The sequence below is a fragment of the Bacillus changyiensis genome (genome assembly GCF_027706145.1).
Lineage (GTDB): Bacteria > Bacillota > Bacilli > Bacillales > Bacillaceae > Bacillus > Bacillus changyiensis.
The window spans coordinates 1-570 of the sequence record NZ_JAQFWW010000026.1 but is presented as its reverse complement, the minus strand read 5'-3'; the positions used below and the strand labels follow the sequence as shown (position 1 = coordinate 570).

Below are 570 nucleotides of genomic sequence, written 5' to 3'. Positions count from 1 at the left end.
ATACCTATAAAAAACAGTTCTATATCACTATTTCACTCACTTCACTTCTTTTTTATGATTAAAGGTATGGAAAAAAATTCAGTGGTTAAATCTGTATAATTCCTTATATTGAGGTGAAACAAATGAGTCATGCAACGATTTTGAGTGGTATTCACAGTATGATTAAGCAAGGTATACATCATGCAGAACACCAAATTCAAAAATTAAAAGCAGTAAAGAAAAAAATACAGGGAGAACATGAAAAAGGAATTTCTCATATTAGAAAAATTTTAAAACCCCATCTAGATCAACACTGGGTCGGAGAATCTGCCACTGACTTTGACAAGGACCGCGATCAGGCACATACAGCCATGCACGATATTGTAAACGAAGGGTACTTAGATTATATCTCCAAAATTGAGGAAAAAATTAGATCTTTGGAGGCTGATAAAGCTTTCTTTGAAGGAGTAGGAAGATTAGCCGTAGCTGCAAATGATCTACTTCATCACGGAGAAAAAAAGAATGACGAACTGACCAAGACGATCAACTCAATTAATAAATTATTAGGGGCTCGATCTAAATGACTATTAA

General features: G+C 34.0%; 1 protein-coding gene. It reads left to right on the top strand.

The window, feature by feature from the left end:
• The first annotated feature begins 122 nt into the window (after positions 1-122).
• Positions 123-563: a DUF5082 domain-containing protein gene (locus tag PDT38_RS19330; RefSeq protein WP_270803676.1), complete on the top strand. Its 441-nt coding sequence runs from the start codon at positions 123-125 to the stop codon at positions 561-563.
• Positions 564-570 lie beyond the last annotated feature (7 nt).

Coding starts and splice junctions, on each gene's coding strand:
- PDT38_RS19330 (WP_270803676.1), top strand. CDS start 123: ATGAGTCATGCAACGATTTTGAGTGGTATTCACAGTATGATTAAGCAA.